Below are 19,336 nucleotides of genomic sequence, written 5' to 3'. Positions count from 1 at the left end.
CTCCGGCACCGGATGGCCGAGCTTTACCAAGCCACTCGAGAAAGAAAATATTGTGGAAAGGCAAGACGACGGCTTATTCATGTCCAGGACCGAGGTTCGGAGCCAAAACGCTAATTCCCACCTCGGACATGTATTTGAAGATGGACCCGAGCCGACAGGACTGCGATATTGCATAAATTCCGCAGCGCTCCGCTTTATCCCCAAAGAAGATTTAGCGAAAGAAGGGTACGGAGAATATCAGAATCTTTTTGAAAAGTAAGAATCAAATTTCTGCACCGCCGATTGAGCTTTGTATGGAATCAGGCTGAATACCAACAGATAGGTTTTATAAAAAACAAAATTCCCAAATGGTTACATCTTTCTCATAAATTTAAACGTCTAATACTTTAAAAAAGCAATTGATTGATGATTTAACTAATTTAATTTTCGAGAAACTGCATGTTAAGTTTTAAAATGTAAAATCAAAAAAAACTTGGAGGTTTTTAAATTATGAATATACGTAATTTAGTAATTATCATTGTTTTGATAATCATATTTGCTCTTTGGTATTTATTCCGTCCAGAGAAAATATTTATAAGCAAGACCGTTGACGAGGAATTTCCCGGAACAACAGCAGTACAAACCACTGAATCCGAAAGCCAACCTAAGCTTCTTTACAATGGAAGCTTTCATGGTGTTGCACACGAAACAAAAGGAACTGCGTCCATATATCAACTCCCAGATGGCAAACAGGTATTGCGCTTCACGGACTTCGAAACCTCAAATGGTCCAGACGTGCAGGTCTATTTGGTCGCAGCGGAAGATGCCAACGACAATGATACAGTCAAAAACGCTGGATTTATTCATTTAGCGGCACTCAAAGGAAATGTCGGCGACCAGAACTATGATCTCCCATCTGATATTGACTACAATAAATACAAAGCCGTAACAATCTGGTGTCGTAGGTTTGGCGTAAACTTTGGCACGGCTCCATTAAAACCGAGTGCGGGTTAAGGAGCTTAGATAATGAACACAGAAAATCAATATGATGTGATCATCATCGGATCCGGAGCGGGCGGTGGTACTCTAGCACATCATTTGGCCCCTTCAGGAAAGAAGATTTTGCTCCTGGAACGCGGCGACTATGTGCCAAGAGAGAAAGACAACTGGAACGCGCTCGCCGTCAATGTGGAGGGAAAATATAATACCAAAGAGATATGGCGAGATAAGGATGGTAAAGAACTGCACCCCCACACAAACTACTATGTAGGAGGAAACACGAAGTTCTACGGTGCTGCACTCTTTCGCCTGCGCAAAGAAGATTTCGGCGAGTTAAACCACCATGGCGGTATCTCCCCAGCTTGGGCCATTAGTTACGAAGACCTGGAGCCCTATTATACTAAAGCTGAACAGATCTATCATGTGCATGGCAAGCGTGGTGAAGATCCCACTGAGCCCCATTCTGAAACACCTTTTCCGAACCCGCCTGTAAGCCATGAGCCACGCATACAGCAGCTCAGTGACGACTTTTCAAGCCACGGCCTCAATCCATTTCATACCCCGCTCGGCGTCATGCTGGATGAACAAAATCCTCACACCAGCCGCTGCATTCGCTGCAATACCTGTGATGGATTTCCATGCCTTGTTTATGCGAAGTCCGATGCCCATGTGTGCTGTGTGGAACCTGCTCTTCATAATTCCAATGTAACGCTGTTGACAAATTCCTTTGTCACAATTCTAGAGACTGGTCCCACTGGACGGGACATATCCAAGGTTCATGTTAAACGTAACGGATCAACAGTAGGTTACTCGGGAGATATAGTAGTGGTATCATGTGGGGCTATCAACTCTGCCGCATTACTACTGCGGTCGGCAAATGACAAGCATCCCAATGGTCTGGCTAACAGCTCCGATGTTGTCGGAAGGCATTATATGGGCCACGTAAATTCAGTATTGATGGCCATATCAAAGTGTCCGAATCCGACAGTATTTCAGAAGACCCTCTCAGTGAACGATTTCTATTTCGGTTCCAAGGAATGGGAATATCCGATGGGACATATCTCTTTTGTTGGCAAACTTGATGCTGAAACACTTAAAGCCGGAGCACCTGCCCTAACCCCAAAATGGACCCTTAACTACATGGCTACCCACTCACTCGATTTCTGGCTTACATCGGAAGACCTTCCCGATCCTGATAACCGAGTCACAATAGACAAAGGCGGAAATATCGTGCTCCAATACAAACCCAACAATGAAGAAGGTCACAAACAACTTACAGATAAGCTTAAAAGTCTTATGAACCAGCAGTCAAAGTGCCCTGTTCATGGGCATGAATGTCATCAGGGTTTATTTGCGCGAAATCTGTTTATCGGTCAGCGTATTCCTCTTGCCGGTGTTGCCCACCAGAACGGTACTATCCGCTTTGGAAACGATCCTAAAACGTCAGCCCTCGATATTAACTGTAAGGCGCACGACATCGATAATTTATACGTCGTTGATGCCAGTTTTTTCCCTTCCTGCGGTGCAGTAAATCCGGGCCTTACAATTATGGCGAACGCTCTACGAGTAGGTGATCACATTCTTGACCGACTCGGATAACGGGAAATGACGTTTCACCCTTCGATCCTTCGACGAGCTCAGGACGGGCCCTTCGATTAAACTTAGGGCACTGGCTGAACGGGGAAATTGGTAAGGCAACTATCGGTTACTTCCCGTTCATGCTGAGCTAGTCGAAGCATGGAAGCTCTTTGGGTGTCCTGCAAGATACAATGCATTTGCATATAGGAAATGAGGAAGCTCAAACTAATTGAAATGACAACTCGAGTATCACCTATATCCAAACTGTCTTTTCTATCATTTCGTTTGATTCCTCTCTCTTTAGTACTCGTTCTCTTGTCTTCAATCGCGGTCAGTCCGTGGCCCTCCCCTGCTTGGTCAGAGCAGCAAACCGACAAAACGATGGTGAAGGCCGTTGATACCATCGGAATGACGGTCTCCGACATGGATCGCTCCATCGATTTCTATACCAATGTTCTTCCTTTCGAAAAGGTTTCGGATGTTGAGGTCTGGGGATCCGAGTACGAGCAACTTCAGGGGATCTTTGGCATCCGTATGCGTGTAGTACGTTTGAAGCTGGGAGATCAGTTTATCGAGTTAACCGAATATCTGACTCCGAAGGGAAGGCCCGTACCGATCGAGTCTCGAAGCAATGATAAATGGTTTCAGCATATAGCAATTGTGGTGAATGACATGGATAATGCATATGAACATCTGCGCAAACACAAAGTGCAGCACGCTTCTACTGCCCCTCAGAGACTTCCAGACTGGAATAAAGCCGCTGCCGGAATAAAGGCCTTTTATTTTAAGGACCCCGACGGTCATAATCTCGAGATCATATACTTCCCTCCCGGAAAAGGAGATCCAAAATGGCAAGTACCCCCTGGCAAATTATTCATGGGGATAGATCATACGGCTATTGTTGTAAGCGATACAGCTCAAAGCCTCAAGTTTTACCGAGACATAATGGGGACTAAGGTTAAGGGTGATAGTGAAAATTATGGAACAGAACAGGAGCATTTGAATAACGTATTCGGAGCGCATCTGCAGATAACTGGTCTGCGCAGTCCGATGGGGCCGGGGATCGAATTTCTGGAATATATCTCACCCGGCGATGGACGGCCAATTCCGGTTGACGAACGCGCAAACGATATAATGCATTGGGAGACAACTCTGGTAGTAGATGACTTAGATGATGCAGTTAAGCAAATCAGAGAAGGAGATTACAAATTTGTCTCATCCGGAGTCGTGGAAGTTCCGGAGAATAAACTTGGTTTTAGAAAGGGAGTTCTAGTTCGTGACCCTGACGGTCACGTTATCAGAATAGTTGAGAAATAATTGACTAGTAATTGTTGAGTAACTCTTACTTTACGGGAGGTCAAAAATGAAGGCAATCGCCGTTATACCAGGGAAACCAAACTCAATACATTTGCGAGAGGTATCGAAACCAAAACTAAACGATATTTCAAATGGGCGCGGAGTATTGGTCAAGGTACTTCGCGTCGGGGTGGATGGAACAGACAAAGAGATCAACGCCGCAGAATATGGCGCTGCACCGCCTGGAGATGATTACCTCATTACCGGCCATGAATCCTTCGGTATTGTCGAAGAAGTCGGACCGAATGTCAGCGAGTTCAAGCCAGGTGATTATGTCGTGGCAACTGTGAGACGGCCCGGAGGTTCACCCTACGATAAGATAGGGATGTATGATATGACAACAGATGACGTGTACTTTGAGCGCGGAATAAATCTTCGTCATGGATACCTGACGGAATATTATGTTGATGAGCCTGAATACATAGTAAAGGTGCCACAGGGGCTGAAGGGGGTCGGGGTCGTTCTTGAGCCTACTAGCGTGATAGAAAAGGGTATAGTCCAGGCTTATGAGATCCAGCGCAGGCTTAGAATTTGGAACCCAAGGCGAGCCGCAGTGCTTGGAGCGGGAACGATCGGAATACTAGCAACAATGGCCCTCCGCCTGAGGGGATTAGAAGTCTGCACATTCGGAAGGACCAAACCCCCGTACTTAAATTCAGACCTATTGGGAGAAATAGGAGCCTGCTATCACAGCACTGATGACATTTCTCTCACTGATTCTGCCAAAGAGCATGGTCCATATGATCTCATTTTTGAAGCGACAGGATTTTCGCCAATTGTCTTCGAAGCCATGAATATACTGGGGAAAAACGGCGTCCTTGTACTCTCAAGCGTAACCGGGGGAGGAAGAACCATAGAGGTTCCTGCGGATATGATTAATCTGGGATTCGTTCTCGGAAACAAGGTTGTAGTTGGCACGGTGAACGCAAACAGGGAGTATTTTGAGATAGGAGTTAAGGATCTTTCGCAGGCAGACCTCGAATGGCCTGGCTGGCTCTCAAAGCTTCTAACCCATCCTGTCAAAGGCCTTGAAAATTATGAGGAATTGATAAATACACTCACAAATGCAAAAGGAGCCATTAAGGTTTTTTGCGAAGTTGCACCACTATAATGGAAAAATCACAAATCTCAAAACCCAAATTCCAAATTAGATGGTTAAACCTTTTATTTGTGATTTGACTATTGGTAATTGTAATTTGTCTGCAGTTTGGTGCTTGGAGTTTGTAATTTAAAGCATTGGAGGAAAACGATGACAAACGAAGAGAAAAGGCTTGAGGAAGACCGTAACAGAAAAGCCCATTGGAAGCGTTGGGGACCATATTTGAGTGAGCGACAGTGGGGGACAGTAAGAGAAGACTATAGTCCCTATGGAGCAGCATGGGACTATTTTACACACGACCAAGCACGATTTCGGGCATACAGATGGGGAGAAGACGGCATCGCCGGTATTTCAGACAACCACCAGCGGCTTTGCTTTGCAATAGCACTTTGGAATGGAAATGACCCAATAATAAAGGAAAGACTCTTCGGCTTGACCGGAAGTGAAGGCAATCATGGTGAAGATGTAAAGGAATATTATTTCTACTTGGATAGCACTCCGACCCATTCATATATGAAGTATCTGTACAAATATCCGCAAGACGCCTTTCCGTATTCAAAACTTGTGGAAGAAAATAGGCGCAGGAGCCGGAGGGACTTTGAATTTGAGCTCATAGACACTGGGGTATTTGACGGCGATCGCTATTTCGATGTATTCATAGAATACGCCAAGGACGAGCCAGAAGATATACTCATTAAAATTACGGCCGTAAACCGAGGACATGACGAGGCCATTTTGCACCTATTGCCAACCATATGGTTTCGCAACGGATGGACCTGGAATGGTGACGTCGATAAACCCTACCTAAAGGAGATAAGAGGAAAGGGAGATAAGAATGTAGTAGAAGCTTCTCACCCTGGCCTAGGAAAAATGTGGCTATATTGCAACAATCCGGATGAAATTCTCTTCACAGAAAATGAAACTAACTATGAAAGACTATACGGGTTTAATAACGGATCAGCCTATGTTAAGAACGGTATTGCTGACTACATTGTGCATAATAACAAAGGTGCAGTGAATCCAGATAAGAATGGAACAAAGGCCTCGCCCCATTATATGCTTCGAATTGACTCAGGAGCAACAAAGACTGTCCGGCTGCGTCTTAGCGACAAAAAGGATTTACCTGATCCACTTGGAGATCAATTTGAATCAAGTTTTAATGAACGTTTGAAAGAGGCGGATGAATTTTACAACCTCGTCTCACCCTTTCCATTAACTGAAGAATTAAGGAGTATCCAGCGACAGGCTTTCGCCGGTATGCTCTGGAGTAAACAGTTCTATCATTACGTGGTAGGGGATTGGCTCAAAGGTGACCCGGCTGCCCCACCTCCCCCTGTTGAACGTAAGAACGGCAGAAATCGGGATTGGATTCATCTCTATAACGACGACATCCTCTCCATGCCCGATAAATGGGAATATCCCTGGTTCGCCGCATGGGACCTGGCATTTCATACAATTCCCCTCGCAATGATCGATCCTGAATTTGCAAAACGCCAACTCATACTCCTCACGAGGGAATGGTATATGCATCCCAACGGTCAACTTCCTGCGTATGAATGGGCTTTTGGCGACGTTAATCCACCCGTACATGCCTGGGCGGCACTCCGTGTGTATAAGATAGAGAAGAAAATGTACGGTCGTGAAGACAGGCTATTCTTAGAGAGGGTATTTCAGAAGTTGCTTCTTAATTTTACATGGTGGGTAAACCGAAAGGACTCGGAAGGTAAAAACGTATTTGAGGGAGGATTCCTCGGATTGGATAACATTGGCGTTTTTGATAGAAGCGCAAGACTTCCAACGGGTGGAAGCATTGAGCAGGCAGATGGAACAAGCTGGATGGGAATGTATTGTTTGAATATGTTGGCTATCGCCCTTGAATTGGCAAAATATAATCCGAGCTATGAAGACATTGCCAGCAAGTTCTTCGAACATTTTCTATACATAGCCGACGCAATGAATTTGCTTGGCGAAGGCAAAGGGCTTTGGGATGAAGACGACGGATTCTATTATGACGTACTGAATTTACCCAATGGTCGTCACCTGCCTATGAAAGTCCGTTCCATGGTGGGTCTAATCCCACTATTTGCCGTTCAGACAATGGAAGCCGAAACCCTCCATATGCTTCAAGGTTTTAAAGGGCGGCTTGAATGGTTCATAGATAATCGCGAAGAACTTAAGAAAAATGTCGCCTGTATGAGAACCCCCGGCGCTGGAGAAAGGAGACTTCTTTCGATTGTGAACCAGGATAAGCTTAGGCGCGTACTCCAGAAGATGCTTGATGAAAATGAATTCCTTGGGCCGTATGGAATCCGCGCCATATCCAGATTTCATGCCTCAAATCCATATATATTTCACGTTAACGGGCAAGAATACAGAGTCGATTATGAACCAGCCGAATCCTCGAGCGGTCTCTTCGGTGGAAACTCCAATTGGCGGGGACCCGTCTGGTTTCCAGTGAATTTTCTCCTGGTAGAGTCGCTTCAAAAGTTTCATTACTATCTAGGTGATAGTTTCAAGGTTGAGTGCCCTACCGGTTCAGGTAAAGAAATGACACTTTGGGAAGTGGCAGCCGAATTATCCCACAGGCTTATGAACATCTTTCTCAAAGACTCGTCGGGTAGGAGGCCCGTATATGGTGGGATTAAGAAGTTTCAAAACGATCCTCAGTGGCATGACCTGATACTCTTTCATGAATACTTTCATGGAGATAACGGAGCTGGAATAGGAGCAAGTCATCAGACGGGCTGGACTGGCGTCGTGGCAAAACTTATACAGCAATGTGGGGAATATTGTTTGCAAAAAAAAAGAGCCTGAGTTAATCGAGAAGGCTCAGGAAGAGAAAAGGATTAAGATGAAGATCACGTCGAAGGGTCGAGAGATCTGATGGCAGTTTAAAATATGATCAAATCTGTAGGGAACGCATACCTGTCCTGAGCCTGGCCGAAGGATATGCGTTCCCTACTCCGATGAATTTTAAACAATAATTAGCACACACGTACTTGGAGGTTGATTTAATAATGCTGGTCAAATTCGGACGCGAGACGTGTTGTTACCCGGAATCAGTTGAAAGCAGGGAATGGTTAGCTACCAACGGGATCGGTGGTTATGCCTCCGGTACAGTCGCAGGAATGCTTACTCGACGGTATCACGGTTTGCTTGTAGCCGCTCTCAAGCCCCCTCTAGGCAGAACCCTTTTGCTTTCCAAACTCGATGAGACCGTATCTTATAACGGATCAGAATACCAGCTATTTGCGAACCGCTGGAGTGATGGAACTGTATCCCCCATTGGCTATATAAGCATCGAAAGCTTTTTTCTAGATGGAACAATACCGGTTTGGAGATTCGCATGCGCAAATGCTTTATTGGAAAAACGTATATGGATGGAGCAGGGTGCCAACACAACCTACATTCGCTATACCTTATCCCGCGCAACCGCACCCCTCACCCTGTCAATTAAGGCACTTGTTAACTATCGTGATTACCACGGCATCACGCACGGAGGGGGTTGGCAGATGGGCATTGAAAACGCCGAAAAAGGGATCCGCATAGTGGCTTATCCCGGGGCAATACCTTTTTGCATCTTATCAGATAAAGCCGAAACTCAATCCACACATGACTGGTATTATGGATTTAATCTATCCCTAGGACAATACCGCGGTCTCGATCACATAGAGGATCATCTGCACGCCGCAACCTTTAAAGCGACCCTTAACCCAGGCGAGTCCCTCACATTCGTGGCAAGTACCGATGAGAGCACAGATTCAAATGGCGAAAAAGCACTGATATCGCGATTGAACTATGAGCAGGGACTCATAGAAAAACTACGCTCAACAATCCATGGAGATGTAAATCATATTCCACCCTGGATCGGTCAACTTGCACTTGCATCGGATCAGTTTATTGTCAGAAGACCATTGCCCGAAGAGCCTGATGGAAAAACCATAATCGCAGGTTATCACTGGTTTAGCGATTGGGGTAGAGACACGATGATCAGTCTTCCCGGTCTCACTATTTCTACCGGCAGGCCTGACGTGTGTCGCTCCATTTTGCGAACATTCGCAAAATACGTCGATAGTGGAATGTTACCGAATAGGTTTCCGGATTCAGGTGAACAACCGGAATACAACGCTGTAGATGCAACTCTGTGGTACTTCGAGGCAATTCGGGTATATCATGATTCAACAGAGGATGATGATTTTATATTAGAACTATTCCCCGTTCTCAAAGAAATTGTTGAATGGCACACTCGGGGAACACGTTACAACATTCACGTCGACCCAAATGATGGCTTGCTCTTTTCGGGCGAAAAAGGGGTTCAACTAACATGGATGGATGCCAAAATAGGAGATTGGGTAGTAACTCCAAGGATCGGTAAACCGATTGAGATTAACGCACTGTGGTACAATGCTCTTTTAACCATGGCGAAGTTCGCAAAGCGGATTAAGAAAACATCGAAAGAATACGAGGGCGCAGCAAAAAAGGCTTTAGGGGGATTCAGGCGCTTCTGGGACGATAAACTAGGATATTGTTACGACGTTATAGATGGACCTGACGGAAACGATCCATCAATAAGACCAAACCAGATATTTGCCGTTTCACTACCTGAAAGCCCACTAACGACTCCACAACAAAAGGCAGTGGTAGATATTTGCGCTCTTCGTTTACTCACATCACATGGACTTAGGAGCCTCGATAATAGAAATCCTCAATATAAAGGACATTACGGAGGAGACCAGTTTCATAGAGATAGTGCATACCATCAGGGAACAGTATGGGGATGGTTGTTAGGACCTTTTGTTCTAGCACATCTTAAAGTCTATAATGACCGAATTAGAGCTAGAGAATTTCTAGAACCAATGTGTAATCAATTATTTGCACATGGTCTTGGAAGTCTAAGCGAAATATTTGATGGAGATGCGCCGTTTACACCACGAGGCTGCATAGCCCAGGCATGGACAGTCGCTGAGGTACTAAGAGCCTGGATGGAGACGGAATCAGCCGCTAAAAAAGATTGATGATGCAGGATGCAGGCTCCAAAAGAATCACCGATCTATCAATTGCGTCTCTGCTTCTAAAAACCGATCGGCCTGAGCTCAGTCGAAGGGCGCTCTGAATCCGCGAAAAAAGCATAAATGATTCATGAATGAATTCACCCTTCGACAGGCTCAGGGGTCAAGGGATCATTTTTAATTCTGTGTGGGAACCGAATGGGCAACCTCTTTTTTCGTCCTTCGACACTTCGGAATTCCCACGTCCCAGGACTCAAAGCAGGCCAGCAGCGATAAGCCTTTCTCCCTTGCATCCAGGGTTTCAATCCATCCGTATTAATAGAAATTTTTTGCCTGAGCAAAAAATCCCCTTGACAAGATACCCCGACTGTGATCTAATCAATATAGCAATGGGGTTTATACATTATTAGTTCTAAATCGAAGGTGCAAACATTAAACAGGGTGCATCTAATACGTACAATATTAGCGGACTCATATGTAAAAAATAGGGGAGGGTAGAACGATGCGATTAATATGTAAATTTGAGAAGGTGTTTTTGGTGAAGCTTCTAGTATGTTTTTTTATGTCGCTATTGTTTCTTTTAATCACAACGCGAACAATGGCTGCAACATTCACAGTGATCAATCTGAACAATAGCGGCGGAGGAAGCCTCCGGGATGCAATTGATCAGGCTAATGCTGCCATGGGTGCTGACGACATAGTGTTCGCGCCAGGGCTAATGGGGACGATCATGCTAGGCTCAACCCTGCCGAATATTACCGATGCCGACGGGCTCACCATTGACGGCGGAGACTCAATTACGATAAGCGGTAGTAATGCATTGCAGGTGTTTTTTGTGAACCCGGGTGCAGAGCTTACCCTAGAAAACCTGACTGTTGAAGACGCTGGCGATCCAAACGTTGCAGGCGGCGGCGTTAGAAATGATGGCTTGCTTACTGTATTAGACTGTACATTCGCAGGAAATAGCGCTAACAACGGCGGCGGCATCTTCAACAATAGTTCTGCTACAGCGACCATAATGGACAGCACCTTCTCTCATAATAATGTACCAACTTTCGGCGGCGGCATCAGAAATCGCGGCATGCTAACAGTGATTAACAGCACATTTGAAGGGAATATCGGAAACTCTAGCAGTGGCGGCATCGATAATGAAGGTAATTTAATAGTGATAAACAGCACTTTCTCTGGAAATAGCACTGGTATGTTTGGGCAGGGCGGAGGCATAACAAACGTTGGTGGAATCGCGGGTGTTACTCTTACCGTCATAAACAGCACTTTCACTGGAAATAGTGCTGCCAACGGCGGAGGTGGCATTATCAATTCAATGGGCGCATCCGCGGAGCTTCTCAACACGATCATGGCAGATAACCCAGGCGGGAATTGCCTTGGGACGATTACCGATGGCGGATTTAATATCGATGACGGAGCAACCTGTGGTTTTATGGTTGCAAATAATTCTCTGCCCAACACAAATCCAGAGCTCGACCCCACGGTACTTCAGGATAATGGCGGACCAACTCAAACCATTGCTCTCGAGCCCACAAGCCCCGCAATTGATGCCATACCGGTCGCTGACTGCACTGATACTGACGGCAACCCTGTCGAGACGGACCAGCGCGGTGTCATAAGACCTCAGGGAATGGATTGCGACATTGGGGCTTTTGAGTCCAAACCTCTTGATCTTTCCATAAGTAAATCGGCAGACAAGGACCCCGTGAAAAGGGGAAAGAACCTAGCCTACACCATTATGGTCTCTAATGAGGGGGATGAGGAAGCGAATGGAGTCATTATGAATGATCCCCTACCGGTGAGCACGACTTACGTGAGCTCAAGCACAAGCCAAGGAAGCTGTACGAATCCTCCTGTCGGATCAACCGGCACGCTTAGCTGTAGTCTGGGAACTATTGATAGAGGAGAAGGCGCCGCAGTCAATCTAGTGGTGAAGGTCAACGCGCGCGGCAAAACAACAATATCAAATACTGCGAGTGTCAATTCTTTGACGCCAGACTCCAATAATGCAAACAATTCAGCCACGCTACTGACCAATGTCTTTGGGAGCAGAAAGTAAAGTTATGATCCCCCATCCTAACCTTCCCCCTTTAGTAAAGGGGGAAGGGAGATGAATGGTAAATGTAGGGGCTGATGCACTCAGCATCCCGAACGATGCCCGTCCATGGGACGCGCTACATTCTCAGTAATTTAATGGAATCGGATCCTTAATAAGTTTATGTATTGGGGTGTCGTTTCTTTATGCCGAGTTTTTGCATTCGAGAACGGAGTGTACTGGGATTTATCTTCAAGATTGAAGCGGCACCTTTTTCCCCGTCAATCACCCAGTTTGTCTTCTCAAGAATACTAGTTATATGGGATCGCTCCACATCCTCCAGGGTTTGATCCATTGTCAATTCAGAAGAGACGTTTAAACCCAACAGAGATTCATCGATCTGAATCTCCGACCCCTGGGAAAGTACAACAGCGCGTTCAATCACATTTTGTAACTCCCTTATGTTCCCGGGCCAGCGATAAGAAGTTATCCTATCCATAGTGTCTTTAGATATTGGCTTAAACTGTTTATTGATCTTTTTAGCAAATTTAGTAAGAAAGAAATTTGTCAAAAGTGGAATATCAGATTTACGTTCTCTCAGTGGGGGCACCTCAATAGGGAAAACATTCAGCCTGTAAAAAAGATCAGTGCGGAAAGATCCTTTCTTAACAGCCTCAGTAAGATTTCGATTCGTAGCCGCAATTACACGCACATTCACCCTGATAGGATTACTGCTGCCCACACGTTCGAATTCTCCCTCCTGAAGAACACGCAATAGCTTGACTTGAGTGTCAAGGGGCAATTCGCTAACCTCATCCAAAAATATTGTGCCGCCGTCAGCAAGCTCAAAGCGCCCAACCCTCTGCTGGAGAGCTCCCGTGAAAGCCCCTTTCTCGTGGCCAAAGAGTTCACTTTCAACTAGTCCCGCAGAGATAGCCCCACAGTTTACCTTCACAAGGGGCCGCTCCTCGCGACCACTAAGGTTATGTATGGCTCGAGCTATAAGCTCTTTACCCGTACCGGTCTCACCGTATATCAAGACAGTGGAATCAGATGCTGCCACCTGCTCTACGTTGCGTAGTGCCTTTTTGAGTGGTTCGCTCTGACCTACGATCTCTTCGAAATTGTATTCAGTTTTGATTTCTTCCTGCAGATACACATTTTCAATCTCAAGGCGGTTTTTTAGTTGTTCAACTTCAAATAGAGCCTCCTGAAGAGCCTGCTCGGCATGCTTTCGCTCGGTTATGTCCTCTACCATAGCAAACGTATACATGAAATTTCCGTCGTCGTCGCGTATGGATGAACATATCGTATTTGCCCAAATGAGCCGACCATCTTTTTTAGCATAACGTTTCTCAATTCGGAAATCCCCGATGTTCCCCTCCACTAGCTCCGTGAACAGTCTTTTACTTTCGTTAAGGTCTTCTGCAAAGGTTATTTCTTTAAAACTCATGCCTTTGAGTTCCTCTTCGGTGTATCCGAGCATATCCTGAAACGATTTGTTGACATGCATGAATCTCCCAATGTTATCGTTGATTGAAACTCCGATAGGGGCCGATTCAAAAAGAGCCCTAAAGCGCTCTTCACTTTTCCTTAGACTATGGACAGCCTTCTCGCGCTCCATTTCGGCTCCTGCACGTGCTGCAAAAATTTTAAGAACTGACAGTCCATGTGGCTTCTCGGACATCGGTTCCCGATCTAAGATAGCAATATGTCCAAGTATGTTCTGGTATGAATCGCGAATAGGAATACCTAGAAAACTCTCCGCTCCCCATTCCGCCAGGCCGACATCCTTCGGAAATAGCGTCTGTAGAGAATTGGGGTAGCAGCATACATTTCCATTGATGACATTTTCACACGGGGTCCCAGCCAGTGTATACTCAAAGTTTTCTCCGAACTCTTTGCCCATCCAAAAGGCCAGGGTTCGAACCCTGGTCGAGGCTTCATCTGTACACTGTGTAACGAACGCATAGCGAACGTTGAGAGCAGAAGCAAGATGATGCACGAGTGAGCGAAAGAAATCTGAACCGGTAACCGCGGCTGTCCCCTCTGCAAGATGCTGGAGCAATTCCACCGATTTAATGTCTTGCAGTGGGAGCGTAGCTGTCTCTTTCCGCTCGTCGGTCATTTTTTCTAATTCCTTAGAGCTTTGAGAAAACGAATTTGTACCCGGATTGACCGATTGCTCAAAATCTCGTTCTTGATGTTGGACTGCCCCTCGTCGATTATTCTTTTTAAATCTAATATTAGTAGGACTACGCTCGTCAACCATAAAGAAGTTCTAAAATACTCTTACAATAGCTCCATAAACCGTATATTATAGTGCTCCGATCGCCCTCAATCAATAGGGTGTGGTAGTATTAGCCCCTTTTAGTCCGGACTCCGTGATATTTCGAACCACGCTCGATATTTCGTGAGAAATATTTGGCCTATCGAAAACTAATTAATGATGACCCATACATAAAACACAACAAACTGAACCACTTACGAATCTATATGAAAGCCCTAACCCTTTTGGCACAGCACTTGCCACCTTATTACACTATTACACTGAACGCAGATAAGATTGGATTAAAGAAGCAGATTTATAAAAGGACTCAAACTAATGTTTAAAATCACTAAGACCAAAGAGGACGAGAACACAATTAACCTGAGAATGGATGGCAAGTTGGTTGAAGAATGGCTGACAGAATTTGAAAAGCTATATCTCAAAATCAAAAAGGATAAAGATACGAGAATTATAATAGACCTCTCGGGTGTGAGTTTTATTGACGATAACGGAATTGGTTTCATAGAAAAAATAATGGATCACAGGATAGACATAATTAACTGTTCTCCGTTTATCGAATCGCTACTGGGCGACTTGGTAAACAGGGATAGAATCACGAAATAGAAATTAAAGAGTTAAGGAGATTGAAATGGATACAATCACCGTTGTGAATCAGCCAACATCTATAGGAAAGGATTTGAAACCGTTTTTGAATCAAAAAACGTACTTTGAAAATAAAGAAACTGTACTCATAGAGCAGCTTAAGAGCGGTGATCACGAAGCATTCGAAACAATATTCAGTATCTATGCAAACAAGGTTTACAACCAGGCTCTTAAACTGTTGGGGAATAGTCCAGATGCCGAGGACGTAGTACAAGAAGTATTCCTGCTTGTGTATAGAAAGTCGAAGACCTTCCAGGGTAAATCAAAATTTTCTACCTGGCTCTACCGTCTCGCAGTGAATGCAACTATCACAAAGCTCCGACAGAGGAAAGAGGAATCCGTTTCAATCGATGACTTCCTACCAAAGTTCAGCGATGATGGCCATCACGCAGTAAGACCAGTGGTAGATTGGTCTCAAGAGGTTGATAAACTGGCGAGTAATATGGAGATTTCCCGTGTAATAAGTCAGGCAATAGAACAGCTCCAGCCCTTAGATAAGGCAGTGTTAGTATTGAGTGATTTAGAAGAGATGTCGAATGGAGAGATTGGTGAAATACTCGGATTGAGCATTTTAGCGGTAAAGGCTCGTCTCCATCGTGCGCGGCTATTTTTACGGGGAAAGCTAGCGGCCAATCTAGGATACTAAAATTCTTAAATCTGCTTAAGGTTCAAAAATGTATACTATTTAGAATCATAATCCGAACTGCGAGCGTCTAATAAGATGATAATTGATATTCTCCAGGATTTGGTTTTTCATGACAAGAAAACAAATAGAAAAGACGAAAAATCGAAAAATCGAATTAAACTGTAAGAAGACTACGTCCATCATCATGGATTACATAACAGAAGCGTTGAAACCCGACATTGCATTGGAATTTGAGAAACATCTGAGCATTTGTCCCGACTGTGTTGCTTTTCTGAATACTTACAAAAAAACGATGCACGTAGTCCATTCCTTTTACAATAAAAAATCCCAAAAAATGAAAAAGGGATTAAAGAAATTCCTCAGAGCGAAGATTAATAGAAGAGAATTCTGAAAGGGCTTTTACACTATCCACGAGGTTCTCATCTAGCTCATTGTTTTGTAACCCAACTCCCGTTAGGGAGCTGTATCGCCCAGCCAGGCATGGCCTCGCTTCTTCTAACTGCAGCAAACTGCTCCCCGGCCTCCGGAGCAACGCGGTCGACATTTTCAGATGTAGCCTCTAGACCATTTACCTCCACAATTGCCCTAGCCATCCCGTCTATAATTTTCATTCTGTCTTGATTTTCCATATTAAATGCATTCCTTTCCTGACCTGTGAGATCACCCAGCATCACAAGTAATCCCTTATTGCCCTCTCCCACTTTACGATCTGATAACATTTTACTTATTTCACTAAGCCTTGTCCCCCTGCTCTGAAAAGCCCTGACCACCCCTGGCATATTACGAATCTTATTTGTGATCTCTCTTGCGATATCTTCCTGCGCCCATGCAAACTTCGACAAATCTAACGAGTAATTACCCCTAAGTCTTATCAATCTCCTGTACGTGAGTAAAGGTTTTTGGGGATATATTCTACGGCTCTGTGGTTCCACCGAAGAGTCCTTCTTCTTAGGTGGTTGCCCGCTTGTTGGTCCCTCTCCTTCCTGTGGCTTTAACAGTTCTTCCTCCAAATTAATATATGCTTCTCGAACCTCCTCTGCCGGAAAATAAACATTAACATTTATAGTAGCACAAGCTTGTAAAAATATCGGAAGAGATATAAAACAAAACAGTAGAACCAGTATTTTGTTTCTAGTCATTGACTTTCTCCTTAATTCCTTTTATTTCCAAGATCAATTTGAAGCTGCCCCTCTTTAGCCCTCTTTGAAATTTCTCTTATTACGGAGAGCATGTGGTTCAAAGATATCGTATTTCTTCTTGGATCTACTTTAATAGATAAATTCTCATAGCCAAATATACTGTTAGATATGTCAAACTCACTGAAGGTCAATACCCCGTCCTTAATGTAACCTGAGATTTCACCCCTATCATACCTTCTTGATGAACCAAGAAAGAATCTGCTCTTTGCTCCCAATTTCTCTAATAATGCCTTCCCCAGCCTCCTTGACTCTTTCTTTGATTTTATAGACCAGAATTCAAAAAGTCCATCGATAGTATCTAATTCCGTTCCTTTACCATTTAACCAAACAAGCCCATTTATTCTGCCCGTGATATAATCTTTGATGGAATTGACTCTATTAGAGATATCTCCCAGACCTATATCTTTTAATAAAACTGAAAGATTATATTTGTCTTCTTTCCCTCCATAGTTAAAGGCACCAGCGAGAAATATTCTCCCATCAAACAAATTGGATGAACACTGATTTAGATTGAGTCTTAATTGGCTGATGCTAAACATGCATTCTATGTCATCAAAACTCAAAAATCCATATTTTATCTCATCTATCGTTAAGAAATCGTTTTTACCGTAAATCTCAGTGTCATTCAACAAAGATAAAAACCTTTCAAATACCTCCTTATCCAACTTATGATGCTCACGCAATAGGGACGCCAGAAGATTTCGAGACTCACCGTATTCGTCAAACGTAATTACACCGTTTACACCGTTAACAGAGATTGAGATCCCTGAAATAACGCCGGCAAAGGAGGTGTTGGCAAGAGACAATTTGCCGCTCCATGATACATTTTTATGTAGCGCATGATCAAATACCATATCCAACTTTCCATCGCCTCTTAACTCACCTCCTCTAACCGAGTCAGGCAGAATAGGATTTAAAATACTCTTGACCACCGGTAAGGGAATTTTGTTTGAATTAATTTTTAACGATCTTTGTTCATTCAATAAATTCTCCAGTCGACCTGTAAATTCAAGCTTTTCTCCATCTCCATTTTCTATAAACCCTTCTTTAAATAGCAAAGTTTCACCAATTGTCTGAATTTTCACACCACTCCTGATGCTGGAAGCCTTTTTATTATCCCCTACCCTCAATTTGTCAATTTTTAGTTCGCCCTCTCCTTGGGGTGTTAAACCTTTACCAAGAGTTCCCTTGAAATCAAATACCATTCTTTCAAGAAAAAAAACATTGGACTTGTAGGGAATATTAGCGTCTTCTATCATGAAGGATGAAGAAATGAATGACAGAGGTTTATTTATATTTAATAACAAGCTACCCCCCAGCCTTCCCCCGAGAACACTGCCTTCAAGATCATCTATCTTAATACCATCCGATGAAGAAGCTAATTTCAGTGATACTTTCTTAGCACTTTGTGATTTTATATCAATTTGATCAACAAACACATTCCCATCCCAATCCGTTTTTTTATTTCTACCATTATAGTATATAAATTCTCCCCCCATTCCTTTTGACTCAATTCCATAGTTGGGCCCTGAAAAGCTGGCTTGTGAAAACTCAATTTTACTGGAAAATCTATCTCCCCTCCCGCCAAATATTATCACTGTTTCATTTGCCTTGAGTTCTCCCAAACCTTCCAACCTTGCTTTAAGATTGATGAGTTTAAGCTCGTCATTCTCGATTGCATAATCGGATGTAACAGAAGGAAATTTGAAATCATCATATCTTCCATCTTTTAAATTAACATTTCCCTTTAATCCAGATTCGCCCGTACGGTCTGAGGATAGTCTAAGTCGAATTCTGTCAATAAATATTTTCTCATCTCTATCACTCAATCCCAGACCGGAACCGTTAATAGCCATATAGAATTCCCACTTAATACCATAGAGGATTATAAGATCGTCAATTGCTCCCTTCTCGATCGTATACCCCTTCAATGAAGCCTTTTCAAAGGTTAACCCCCTACTCATGAAAGAGACCTTATTCCGCCTTAGCCGATTTTCACCCTCACTTAATGACTTATCTGATGTATTAGTGAAACTTATATTAATCGGCTCTTTCGTCTTTAAATTCGATATCTTAATCTTATCGCTTAAACCTATGTTTAAATTTAGATCATTAAGAGAAAATGAAAGCTCGGAACTATTCCATCTACTATTGGTTTTAAATTCTAAGTCCGCATTTAAATCTTCCCATAACCCGAGTTTTGTTACAACATTTTTTGAATTTAACTTTCCCTTTATAGATAAGCCGCTTGATTCTCTCCGGGAAATAATTTTTTTAAAATCCAGGCTACCTCCAAGTTTATTTATCTTTATGTCCCTTTCACTATCGTCAAAATCGACTCCGATTAGAACAGCTTTGCCGCTAAAGGTAACATCGTCCTTTCCCAATGAGCCCGTAAGTTTTAGATCTTTTGCCTCGATTCCCCCCGATGCAACAATATTTGAAAAGCCACGTAATAAAATAGCTATGTCCTCAAGCCGAGTACTATATGCAGA

14 protein-coding genes are annotated in these 19,336 nt (G+C 43.8%); 11 read left to right on the top strand and 3 right to left on the bottom strand.

What is annotated here, in order from left to right:
* The 8 genes from msrB to VGA95_04930 all read left to right on the top strand — a co-directional run.
* On the top strand, positions 1-259 hold a 259-nt coding region (msrB, locus tag VGA95_04965), incomplete at its 5' end, for a peptide-methionine (R)-S-oxide reductase MsrB (GenBank protein ID HEX9665894.1).
* A gap of 230 nt (positions 260-489) precedes the next feature.
* Positions 490-993 carry a DM13 domain-containing protein gene (locus VGA95_04960; protein ID HEX9665893.1) on the top strand — a complete coding sequence of 168 codons (504 nt, stop codon included), beginning with the start codon at positions 490-492 and terminating at the stop codon, positions 991-993.
* Positions 994-1,005: 12 nt separating this feature from the next.
* Entirely contained in the window at positions 1,006-2,577 is a 1,572-nt protein-coding gene (locus VGA95_04955) for a GMC family oxidoreductase (protein HEX9665892.1), read from the top strand.
* Positions 2,578-2,766: 189 nt separating this feature from the next.
* Entirely contained in the window at positions 2,767-3,873 is a 1,107-nt protein-coding gene (locus VGA95_04950; protein HEX9665891.1) for a VOC family protein, read from the top strand.
* 46 nt (positions 3,874-3,919) lie between these two features.
* Positions 3,920-5,023 carry a glucose 1-dehydrogenase gene (locus VGA95_04945; protein HEX9665890.1) on the top strand — a complete coding sequence of 368 codons (1,104 nt, stop codon included), beginning with the start codon at positions 3,920-3,922 and terminating at the stop codon, positions 5,021-5,023.
* Positions 5,024-5,161: 138 nt separating this feature from the next.
* Entirely contained in the window at positions 5,162-7,825 is a 2,664-nt protein-coding gene (locus VGA95_04940; protein HEX9665889.1) for a glucosidase, read from the top strand.
* A gap of 203 nt (positions 7,826-8,028) precedes the next feature.
* A complete protein-coding gene (locus VGA95_04935; GenBank protein HEX9665888.1) occupies positions 8,029-10,026 on the top strand; it encodes an amylo-alpha-1,6-glucosidase in 1,998 nt (665 codons plus the stop codon).
* A gap of 496 nt (positions 10,027-10,522) precedes the next feature.
* Positions 10,523-12,088 carry a choice-of-anchor Q domain-containing protein gene (locus VGA95_04930; GenBank protein ID HEX9665887.1) on the top strand — a complete coding sequence of 522 codons (1,566 nt, stop codon included), beginning with the start codon at positions 10,523-10,525 and terminating at the stop codon, positions 12,086-12,088.
* A gap of 157 nt (positions 12,089-12,245) precedes the next feature.
* Here the strand turns inward: VGA95_04930 and VGA95_04925 are convergent, their stop codons facing one another.
* On the bottom strand, positions 12,246-14,336 hold the full coding sequence (locus VGA95_04925; GenBank protein ID HEX9665886.1) for a sigma 54-interacting transcriptional regulator: 2,091 nt from the start codon (positions 14,334-14,336) through the stop codon (positions 12,246-12,248).
* A 333-nt stretch (positions 14,337-14,669) separates the two neighbouring features.
* Here VGA95_04925 and VGA95_04920 point away from each other — a divergent pair, with 333 nt between their 5' ends.
* The 3 genes from VGA95_04920 (at position 14,670) to VGA95_04910 (ending at position 16,033) form a co-directional block, all read left to right on the top strand.
* A complete protein-coding gene (locus VGA95_04920) occupies positions 14,670-14,957 on the top strand; it encodes an STAS domain-containing protein (protein ID HEX9665885.1) in 288 nt (95 codons plus the stop codon).
* Between the two features lie 25 nt (positions 14,958-14,982).
* A complete protein-coding gene (locus tag VGA95_04915; GenBank protein HEX9665884.1) occupies positions 14,983-15,642 on the top strand; it encodes a sigma-70 family RNA polymerase sigma factor in 660 nt (219 codons plus the stop codon).
* A gap of 109 nt (positions 15,643-15,751) precedes the next feature.
* Complete coding sequence (locus VGA95_04910) at positions 15,752-16,033, top strand: zf-HC2 domain-containing protein (GenBank protein HEX9665883.1); 282 nt, start codon at positions 15,752-15,754, stop codon at positions 16,031-16,033.
* Positions 16,034-16,070: 37 nt separating this feature from the next.
* Here the strand turns inward: VGA95_04910 and VGA95_04905 are convergent, their stop codons facing one another.
* The gene (locus VGA95_04905) at positions 16,071-16,781 is read right to left on the bottom strand and encodes a DUF1318 domain-containing protein (protein ID HEX9665882.1); all 711 of its coding nucleotides are present in this window, start codon (positions 16,779-16,781) and stop codon (positions 16,071-16,073) included.
* Positions 16,782-16,792: 11 nt separating this feature from the next.
* Positions 16,793-19,336 (bottom strand): hypothetical protein (locus VGA95_04900; GenBank protein ID HEX9665881.1); only part of this gene is annotated, 2,544 nt, incomplete at its 5' end.

It is taken from the genome of Thermodesulfobacteriota bacterium, from assembly GCA_036397855.1.
Taxonomy (GTDB): Bacteria; Desulfobacterota_D; UBA1144; order Nemesobacterales; family CSP1-2; genus DASWID01.
Note: the sequence above shows the minus strand (reverse complement) of the source record. Positions and strands in the feature narration are given on the sequence as shown.

Bases quoted from the DNA above. Each gene is read 5' to 3' on its own strand.
- VGA95_04960 (HEX9665893.1), top strand. From the start codon at position 490: ATGAATATACGTAATTTAGTAATTATCATTGTTTTGATAATCATATTT.
- VGA95_04955 (HEX9665892.1), top strand. From the start codon at position 1,006: ATGAACACAGAAAATCAATATGATGTGATCATCATCGGATCCGGAGCG.
- VGA95_04950 (HEX9665891.1), top strand. From the start codon at position 2,767: ATGAGGAAGCTCAAACTAATTGAAATGACAACTCGAGTATCACCTATA.
- VGA95_04945 (HEX9665890.1), top strand. From the start codon at position 3,920: ATGAAGGCAATCGCCGTTATACCAGGGAAACCAAACTCAATACATTTG.
- VGA95_04940 (HEX9665889.1), top strand. From the start codon at position 5,162: ATGACAAACGAAGAGAAAAGGCTTGAGGAAGACCGTAACAGAAAAGCC.
- VGA95_04935 (HEX9665888.1), top strand. From the start codon at position 8,029: ATGCTGGTCAAATTCGGACGCGAGACGTGTTGTTACCCGGAATCAGTT.
- VGA95_04930 (HEX9665887.1), top strand. From the start codon at position 10,523: ATGCGATTAATATGTAAATTTGAGAAGGTGTTTTTGGTGAAGCTTCTA.
- VGA95_04925 (HEX9665886.1), bottom strand. From the start codon at position 14,336: ATGGTTGACGAGCGTAGTCCTACTAATATTAGATTTAAAAAGAATAAT.
- VGA95_04920 (HEX9665885.1), top strand. From the start codon at position 14,670: ATGTTTAAAATCACTAAGACCAAAGAGGACGAGAACACAATTAACCTG.
- VGA95_04915 (HEX9665884.1), top strand. From the start codon at position 14,983: ATGGATACAATCACCGTTGTGAATCAGCCAACATCTATAGGAAAGGAT.
- VGA95_04910 (HEX9665883.1), top strand. From the start codon at position 15,752: ATGACAAGAAAACAAATAGAAAAGACGAAAAATCGAAAAATCGAATTA.
- VGA95_04905 (HEX9665882.1), bottom strand. From the start codon at position 16,781: ATGACTAGAAACAAAATACTGGTTCTACTGTTTTGTTTTATATCTCTT.